The following is an 8550-nucleotide window of genomic DNA, read 5'->3' on the forward strand; positions in this document are numbered from 1 at the left end:
CCTGGCTCCACCAGTTCAAGCGCCTCCGCACCCGCTACGAGCGACGCGCCGACCTCCACCAGGGACTACTCGACCTCGCCTGCAGCATCATCTGCGGGAGTGTCATGAATTCGGCTCTGTTCCGTAGTCGGTGGTGACGCTGCGTCCTCGTTCCTTATGGGAGGAGGATGCGGTGGCGGAGGAGGTCGAAGCCGGCCCGGCCGTGCATCTGGCGCATGATCTTCTTCGTGCGGGTGTTCACGCCTTCGGTCCGACCGTTGTGGTGGGGCAAGGTGAGGCCGGCGTCCACGGCGGCGCGGTCGAGTTCGAGGCCGTTGCAGAAGCCCGTCAGGTGGGGGAGGTCGGCGGTGCGGACCCGGGTGATCCACTCGGTGAGCTTGGTGTCGTTGCCGGCGGCTGGCGCCAGCAGTTCCGCGAAGCCGCGGACGAAGCCTGCAAGCGCGGTCATCTCGGGACAGGCGGCGGTGACGAGTTCTCGGAGGGCGGTCTCCTTGGTGCGCAGGTGGTCTGGGCGGGTGAGTAGGAGCCGGGCGGTTCGGCGCGGGGTGGTGACCGGGCGGTCGCCCTCGGCGCGACCCTGGTTGAGGTAGCGGTGGAGCAGGTTGAGGCTGCCGGTGTAGCCCTGCTCCTTGATCTCCTGGAACAACTGCAGGACGGGGACGGCGGGCTCGGCCGTGCGCCTGGTGCGAAGGTGATCGCGGTAGGGGTCGACCAGGGTGGGCCGGTACTGGGGTGCGATCCGCTCGGCGGTCGGCTCGGGGATGCGCGCGTAGCGCTTGACGGTGTTCAAGGCCAGGCCCAGGCGGCGGGAGCAGTCCAGCAGGCCGACGCCCTGACGGAGGAGGGCGTGGATCTTGTGCCAGCGCTCGCGGGTGGTCTGCTCGCGCACCCCGCCCGGACGGGGCGGGTTGACGGTCGCCCAGCAAGTGGCGTGGGCGCGGACCTCGGCCAGGACCTTGTCGCACAGGTTCCTGAACAGATGCCAGCGATCGCTGACCTGCACCGCGTCCGGCATTGCGCGGCGGATCGCCTCGGCGTAGGTGGCCGAGCCGTCCCGGCACACCACTTCTGCACCGGGGTGCTCGCGCAGCCATGCCTCCAAGGTGGCGGCCTCGCGGTCGGGCAGCACCTCGATGCGCTGGCCGGTCTCGGCGTTGATGATGATCGTGGCGTAGCGGTGGCGGCGGCGCAGGGCGAAGTCGTCGACCCCGATAACCCGCGGGATCGGCACGACGGGCGTGGGGATGCGGCGCAGCAGACGCAGGGCTGTCGCGTAGGAGACGGATGTGGCCAGGAACTGGGTGAGACGGGAGGCTGCCCGGCCGCATAACTCCTTGACCACCCTCGAGACCTGGTTGGTCAGACGTGTGGTTCGGCGCTGAAGGCGCTCGATCAGCCCAGGGACTTGCTCGCGGAAGGTCTGCTGCCGGCATCCCAGGACCGGGCAGACCAGGCGCCGTACCTGGACACGGGCCACGACCTGCCGGCCATCCACCGGCACATCCGCCACCGTCCGAACGTGATACCCGTGCACCTTCCCCGTCTGCACCCCGCACGCCGGGCAGGGCACCGGAACATCTCGGGTCCGGGTGATGACCCGGATCACCTCGCCGTCGTCCGCAACGTCATCGATGACCAGGGCTGAAAGACCTGAAAACACATTTGCCACAAGGGAGTTGACATCTCGCATGTAGCACCAACGACGCCCGTCACCTGACGTCACCACCGACTATGGAACAGAGCCGAAATCCTGATAGTCCCTCATCTGCCTCCGGCGCCTTCGAAAGTCATTCTGAAACGATCTTTTAATGCGTTTTCGGGGCCTTGTGAGTGCATGGTGATATCGGAGATCCGAGACGGACCTTCTCGCTCTCCGGGCGTAGGTATCAACTTGCCCTCTGCGTCGGGTCCTTGTCCGTGCTGCGTTGCCCCGGGATCCGGGGTGCGTGAGTCCTGGGTGTTCTCGGGCAGGGTAGCCGGGCGGGGGCTGGCACCGGCTGGTCGGCGGTCGTGAGGGCGCGGTCGATGGTGTCGACGGCGTCGTGGGCGGCCTGGGTGGTGAGGTGACCGTAGATGTTGGTGGCTGATGGACAGGGTGGCGTGCCGGAGGGTCTTGGAGACGACCGTGAGGGGGACGCCGGCGGTGATGGTGGCGACGAGGTGGCGTAGGTCGTGGATGGTGGTGCGGGGCACGCCGAACTCGTGGCAGAGCTGGTGGAAGTGGTTGAGAACGCATTCGGGGTGGAGGGGGCGTCCGTCGGGGCGGTGGAAGACGAAGCCGCCGCGGATGGACCGGGTGGGTGAGGGGTTCTTGCCCTCGGCGCGGTGGCGCAGGGCGACGGCGACACGTGGGGAGATGGCGACTGCCGGTGCCGATGAGGACTTCGATGAGGTCGGCGAAGGCCGGATCGGTGGCGTGGCAGCAGCGTAGGAAGTGGATGGCGTCATGGGCGGTCCAGATCTGGCGTTCGGCTGCAGCGGGCCGCGGGATGACGGTGGGGCGGGCGGGGTTGTAGGGGAGCCGGTGGCGTCGTACGGCGTCGCCGAGGGCGCTGGAGAGTGTGGCGAGGCAGCGGTGGACGGTTACTCGGCCGCGCCCGGCGCCGAGTTGGGTGTGGACGAAGGCGGCGATGTGCGGGTAGCCGAGATCGTCGAGCCTGACCTGGCCGAAGGCGGGGATCGGGTCGCTGGTGACCTAGTACTGCAACGGTGCTTACCGTGACGGTCGTTGGATTCGCTCGTTGGGCTGTTCATGGTTGGGGACATATCCGAGTTGGATGCTCGTGGCTGGTCGGACGGGCTCACCGAGTTGCACGAGCGGTTTGCCCACCGGTTCGCGCGGAGCGAGTCGCGGGATTCGGCGCTGGCCTACATGCGGGGCTTGCTGGCGCCGTTGGAGCGCAAGAACGGTTGGACGGTGGCCGAGGAGGCCGGCCACGGAGGACCTGATCGGATCCAGCGGCTGCTGAACCGGATCGACTGGGACGCGGACGGGGTGCTCGACGACGTACGCGAGTACGTCGTCGAGCACCTGGCCGATCCCGGCGGTGTGCTGATCGTGGACGACACCGGATTCCTGAAGAAGGGCGTGCGCTCGGCCGGGGTCCAGCGGCAGTACTCCGGCACCGCCGGGGCTTGTATCTGATTAACTGTCAGACTTGATCTCCCATGTCGGCGGACTCGGGCAGAAGGGCTCGGAGCTGTTCCAGGGTGCGGGCGGGCGACCCGGGCAGCGGTGTGACGACGACGCGGTGCAGGTCCAACAGGCGGTGGCCGTCCTGGAACTGGTTGGAGAGATTGGTGCGGGTGACGCCCAGCAACTGGGCCAGGAGGGTGCTGGTGATCACCCCGCGTCGGCGTAAGAGCGCTGCCAGGAGGCGGTGGTAGTGGTCCAGGCTGCTGGTCTGCGGGTGGAGGTAGCTGCGTGGACGGTGGAATCGCCGCTGGAAGGCCGCTTCGGCCAGGGCGTCCCAGTACGGTTCGGAGACTGCGACCAGGTGTTCGAAGTCGGTCCGTGGCATTCCGGTCAGGGCGGGGTCGCTGAGCGTCGCGGTCAGGGCGGGGTCGATCCGCCGGGCGGCCGCCGCTGCCTCCGGAGGTCGGGGTGGAACGGGGGCGAGGGTGTAGTTCCAGTCGCCGTGGAACGCGGCGGGTGTGATCGGCAGGGCCTGGAACTCGGCAGCGGTCACCGTGGAGCCCAGGCGGTAGCTGCCGGTGTCCAGCTCGGCGCCGATGGTCAGCCCGGTGCGGGTGGTTGTCGCGGCGATCGTCTCGATCACGACCTCGTAGCTGGTGAGCGGTCGGCCGCGCCAGTTCGCGGTGATGTGGCAGAACATCCGGTGTTCGATCTTGTTCCATCTCGATGTGCCCGGCGGGAAGTGGCAGACCGTGATCTCCAGGCCGCTCTCCAGGGCGAAGGCGGCCAGGTGCTTCTTCCAGGTCCAGCGGCGTGGATCGTTGGAGCCGCCGGCGTCGGCGATGATCAGCAGCCGGGTGGCGTTCGGGTGGTGCACCCGCCCGCGGCGCTGCCACCAGCGGTGTATGGACTCGACCGCGAACTCGGCGGTGTCGTGGTCGGTCCCGACGTTGACCCAGCCGGTGTTGGTGGCGATGTCGTAGATCCCGTAGGGGATGGCGACGGGCTGATCGCTGGTGGTGAAGGTGTGGCAGTCGACCTTGATCGGGTCGTTGTCCGGCCGCCAGGTGCGGCCGGGCCGGTCGCGGTTGCCGAGCCATTCCTTGGCTTTGGTGTCGACGCTGATCACAGGCTGCCGGTCGTCGAGGAAGGCGGTGGCCGTGGCGTTGAGGTGGGCAAACTGGGCGTCGCGGTCCGGATGGCCGGCGCCTTCGGTGGTCTTGACGGTGCCCTGCAGGCTGTAGCCCAGGCCGTGCAGCAGGCGCCCGACGGTTGCGGCGCTGACCGGATGGCCCTGCGATGTGAGGGTCGAGGCCAGAGCCCGCAACGACAAGGTGGTCCATCGCAGCGGGGAGACCGGATCGCCCCGGGTGTGCGGCTCGATCAGTGCCTCGAGGGCCGGCACCAGGCCGGGATCGGTGACCGTCAACGGCTTGCGGCCGGCTCCCGGAGCTCGAACCCTCCTCGCCGCCGGCGGGTTTCCGGCCAGCTCGGTGACACCGCGCGAGATGGTGGACACGCTGGCCCCGGAGGCGGCAGCCACCAGAGCGATCCCACCGTGGCCGATCGCTGCGGCCTCACTGGCCAGGTAGAGCCGACGACGGCGCTCGTCGAGATGAGGCAGGATCCGATCGAACTTGGCCCGTAAGGCGGTGACAGGCGGACGCACAGGCATGGTCCACCATCCCACCAACTCCACCAGAGCAAGCAGTAATTGAAATACAAGCCCCGGCCGGACCGAGAACTGCCAGGTCGGCGTCTTCCTCGCCTACTCCGGGGCCCTTGGCCGGACCCTGATCGACCGGGCGCTCTACCTGCCGAAGTCCTGGACCGAGGACCGCGAGCGCTGCCGGGCCGCCGGGATCGGCGACGAAGTCGAGTTCGCCACCAAGGTCCAGCTCGCACGGGCGATGGTCCGCCGGACGATCGATGACGGGATCCCCTTCCGCTGGGTGACCGCGGACGCCGGGTACGGCTACAGCAAAGGCTGGCGCTACGAACTCGAGCAGGCCGACGTCTTCCACGTCGTGGCCACCACCAGCCACGACACGGTCGTCACCCGGCGGGCCATGGACCATCGGCTGCACGACCTGGTCGCCGGCCTGCCCCGGCAGAAGTGGAAGCGCCGCTCCTGTGGCGAAGGCGCCCACGGCCCGCGGATCCACGACTGGGCACGTGTGGAGGTCCGGCCCTGGCACCGCCCCGACCGCACGCACTGGGTGCTCGCCCGCCGCAGCGTCACCGACCCGACGAAGGTCGCTTACTACATCGCCTACGCGCCCGCCGACACCACCCTGAACGAGCTGATCGCGGTCGCAGGCGCCCGCTGGGCCATCGAGGAGTGCTTCGTGCGACACGAGGCTGCTTGAGCTGAGTGAACTCACCGATGAGGAGGTTCCGTTGAGGAAGGTGTAGTTCCGGGCCAGTGTTCAGGGCCTGTCCCCGCCCCGGCGTGCGTTCCTGGTAACGGGAGGGTGCGAAGCCCGGGGGGGCCAAGGGCTCCCGTTGCATCCGGGGGTCACAGGCAAGGGGAAGAGCGGACGGGTGAATGCGAATGAACCCTTGGCTATGCCTCGTAACCTCTAACCCCGCCGATGTGATGTTCCAGCGGGGTACAGGACTGGCCGCTGAGAAGCGGCAGGCGCCGGCTGGAGAGAAGCAGTCAGCCGGGAGAACACCGCCGTCCCGGGGTAGAGAGGGCACCCACCCCGCTCGTATCCCACTCATGCAGAACGTGGAAACCCCGCAAGGGTCCCGGTGGCACCTCGCACCGGGTAGGTCGACCGTGAGGAACGCTCAACTCCCTGACGGGAACAGGATGACCCAAGAAGCGAACGCCGGTGGCCGAAAAGGCAGCAGGAAACCGGGACGGTGAGGCTGGCTCCTCCAGCCGGTCGTTCCGCATAACTGGCCGGACAGGGCCCTCGTGGCCCGACCCGAAAGGGTGCTGACGTGGGTCAGGTGAGCCTGCGGAGAGGACGATGACAAAGACAATGGAACCGAAGGGCACGTTGGACGCCGGACCGCTGAGCGGCACGGCGAACGGACCGGAGGACGAATTCCTCGACTGGCACCAGGTCGACTGGGATACCGTCGAGGAGGACGTACGTCGTCTGCGCCAGCGCGTCTTCGCGGCATCGCAGGCGGGGGGCCTCAAAAGGGTCCGTAACCTGCAGAAGCTGATGCTCCGTAGCCGCAGCAACACGCTGGTGAGCGTGCGACGGGTCACGGAGATCAATGCTGGCCGCCGGACGGCGGGCATCGACGGGCAGGTCGTGCTCACGGCCCCGGGAAAGGCCGAACTGGCCACGGGGCTTCCCCCGGGAATGTGGACACCGAGTGCTATGCAGCGACGGCCAGCGTAACTGATCTCTGCTCGTAGGCGATCGGGGTCATGTGGCCGAGGAAGGAGTGCCTCCTCCAGGTGTTGTATCGGTTGATCCATCGGAAGACCGAGAGGCGGGCAGCACGGGCTCCGGGCCAGCGTTTCGCGCCCTGCAGGGTCTCCCGCTTCAGCGTCGCGTTGAACGCCTCCGCGGCGGTGTTGTCCGCGCTGGTGCCGACGGCTCCGCGTGACCGGGTCACGCCCAATTCCCGGCAGACCTTGGCGAACTCCTTCGACGCGTATTGCCCGCCGTTGTCGCTGTGGAAGATGGCCCCGCCCAGGCTGCCGCCGCGGGTCGCGGCAGCGGCTTTGAGGGCGTCGGTGACCAACTCGGTGCGCATGTGGTCGGCGATCGACCAGCCCGCCAACCGCCTCGAATGCAGGTCCAACACCGTTGCCAGATAGAGGAAATGGCCGTCGCCGACCGGCAGGTAGGTTATGTCGCCGACGTACTTGGTGTTCGGCTTCGGCGCGGTGAAGTCCCGCTGGATGAGATCCGGGACCGGGGCCGCCTCGGGTTCCGGCACCGTGGTGCGGACCTTCTTGCGCAGGTGCACGCCGACAATGCCGAAGCAGCGCATCAGCCGCTCGACCCGCTTGTGGTTCACCGACCTGCCGCTCTCGCGCAGCTCGGCGGTGACCCTGGGGCTGCCGTAGGTGCCCTCGGACTCGGCGTGGATCTCCTTGATCCGCTCGGCGAGGATCTGGTCAGCCCGTTCACGTTCCACGCGGGCGTCGACGCCGGCCCGCCAGCGGTAGAACCCGGAGCGGGAGACCTCCATGACCTGGCACAGCCGCTTGACGCCGAAGGCGCGGTGGTGGTCCTCGACGAACTGGAAGCGGCTCAGGACCCGTAAGTTAACTACTGCCGGTTTCGGGCCAACTTCCCGGATGGGCATGGTAGATGAGCTGCTGTGGCGATTCCGGATGATGTCCTGGCTGTGCTGGATGTGAAGTTCGCGGCAGTGTTGCCGCATCTGGACGAGCGGCAGCGCCGCCTCTACCTGGCCTCGGAGGCCGAGGCTCTGGGGCATGGTGGGATCGCGGCGGTGGCCAGGCTGGCGGAGGTGTCGGAGTCGACCGTCGCTCGGGGGTGCGACGAATTCGCGGGCGGGGCGGAGGTGCTGGGACGGGTGCGCCGACCTGGTGGCGGGCGCAAGTCGGCTGCCGAGCGCGACCCGGGCCTGGCGGCGGCACTGGAGGCGTTGATTGAGCCGCGGGAGGTGGGCGACCCGGTCTCGCCGCTGCGCTGGACCACCGCCTCGCTGCGGGACCTGGCTCGGGAGTTGACCGAGGCGGGGCATCCGGTCAGCGCGCCGGTGGTGGGTGACCTGCTGCGCGGACTGGGCTTTAGCCTGCAGGGCATGGCCAAGACCCGGGCCGGCGGCCATGTCCCGGACCGCGACGCCCAGTTCCGCCACATCAACACCGCCGTCGAGCGCTTCCTGGAGCAGGGCCTGCCAGTGGTGAGCGTGGATGCGAAGAAGAAGGAACCGATCGGCGACTTCGCCCGTTCCGGCCGCACCTGGCGTCCCAAAGGCCGGCCGATCACCGCGCCGGACCACGACTTCCTGGACCCGGACACCCCGATCGCCATCCCCTACGGCGTCTACGACCTGGGACGCGACACCGGCTGGGTCAACGTGGGCACCGACCGCAACACCGCCGCCTTCGCGGTGGAGTCCCTGCGCCGCTGGTGGAACCACCAAGGGCGTCTCGACTACCCCGGTGCCACCCGCCTACTGGTCACCGCCGACTCCGGAGGAGCGAACTCGGCCGACTCCCACCTGTTCAAGAACGACCTGGCTGCCTTCGCCGACGAGTGCGGACTGAGCGTCACCGTCATGCACTTCCCGCCCGCGACTTCAAAATGGAACAAGGTCGAACACCGGCTGTTCTCCCGGCTCACCCACAGCCTGCGCGGCAGGCCGCTGACTAGTGCCGCATCAGGCAACGTTCGCCCTGGTGACGACCTCGCGTAGTCGTTCGTCGGCGGCGTGCTTGTTTCGCCAGATGATGTAGCGGCGGA

At 68.4% G+C, this 8550-nt stretch carries 4 protein-coding genes and 5 pseudogenes; 4 read left to right on the forward strand and 5 right to left on the reverse strand.

The window, feature by feature from the left end; all coding sequences use genetic code 11:
* Positions 1-154: 154 nt before the first annotated feature.
* Positions 155-1660, reverse strand: coding sequence for an ISL3 family transposase (locus ACFRMQ_RS33955; RefSeq protein WP_380734622.1), 1506 nt, complete (start codon positions 1658-1660; stop codon positions 155-157).
* 101 nt (positions 1661-1761) lie between these two features.
* Positions 1762-2448 (reverse strand): tyrosine-type recombinase/integrase, encoded by a 687-nt coding sequence (locus ACFRMQ_RS33960; protein ID WP_380734619.1) that lies wholly within the window; start codon positions 2446-2448, stop codon positions 1762-1764.
* Between the two features lie 304 nt (positions 2449-2752).
* On the opposite strand from ACFRMQ_RS33960, the pseudogene ACFRMQ_RS33965 reads away from it, so the two are divergent.
* Positions 2753-3133 (forward strand): annotated as a pseudogene (locus ACFRMQ_RS33965) (transposase); the annotation flags it as partial.
* 19 nt (positions 3134-3152) lie between these two features.
* Here the strand turns inward: ACFRMQ_RS33965 and ACFRMQ_RS33970 are convergent.
* Positions 3153-4811 carry an ISAzo13 family transposase gene (locus ACFRMQ_RS33970; RefSeq protein WP_380734620.1) on the reverse strand — a complete coding sequence of 553 codons (1659 nt, stop codon included), beginning with the start codon at positions 4809-4811 and terminating at the stop codon, positions 3153-3155.
* A gap of 55 nt (positions 4812-4866) precedes the next feature.
* On the opposite strand from ACFRMQ_RS33970, the pseudogene ACFRMQ_RS33975 reads away from it, so the two are divergent.
* Both ACFRMQ_RS33975 and ACFRMQ_RS33980 read left to right on the forward strand, forming a co-directional pair.
* A pseudogene (locus ACFRMQ_RS33975) lies at positions 4867-5484 on the forward strand (IS701 family transposase); the annotation flags it as partial.
* Positions 5485-6117: 633 nt separating this feature from the next.
* Entirely contained in the window at positions 6118-6501 is a 384-nt protein-coding gene (locus ACFRMQ_RS33980) for a reverse transcriptase N-terminal domain-containing protein (protein WP_380734621.1), read from the forward strand.
* Here the strand turns inward: ACFRMQ_RS33980 and ACFRMQ_RS33985 are convergent.
* A pseudogene (locus ACFRMQ_RS33985) lies at positions 6479-7372 on the reverse strand (IS3 family transposase); the annotation flags it as partial. The gene ACFRMQ_RS33980 and the pseudogene ACFRMQ_RS33985 sit on opposite strands and share 23 nt — an antisense overlap.
* Before the next feature lie 63 nt (positions 7373-7435).
* Between ACFRMQ_RS33985 and ACFRMQ_RS33990 the strand changes: the two are divergent.
* Positions 7436-8461: pseudogene (locus tag ACFRMQ_RS33990) on the forward strand (ISAzo13 family transposase); the annotation flags it as partial.
* Positions 8462-8467: 6 nt separating this feature from the next.
* Here the strand turns inward: ACFRMQ_RS33990 and ACFRMQ_RS33995 are convergent.
* A pseudogene (locus ACFRMQ_RS33995) lies at positions 8468-8550 on the reverse strand (transposase); the annotation flags it as partial.

Source organism: Kitasatospora sp. NPDC056783 (assembly GCF_042789895.1).
In the GTDB taxonomy this organism is placed as follows: Bacteria; Actinomycetota; Actinomycetes; order Streptomycetales; family Streptomycetaceae; genus Kitasatospora.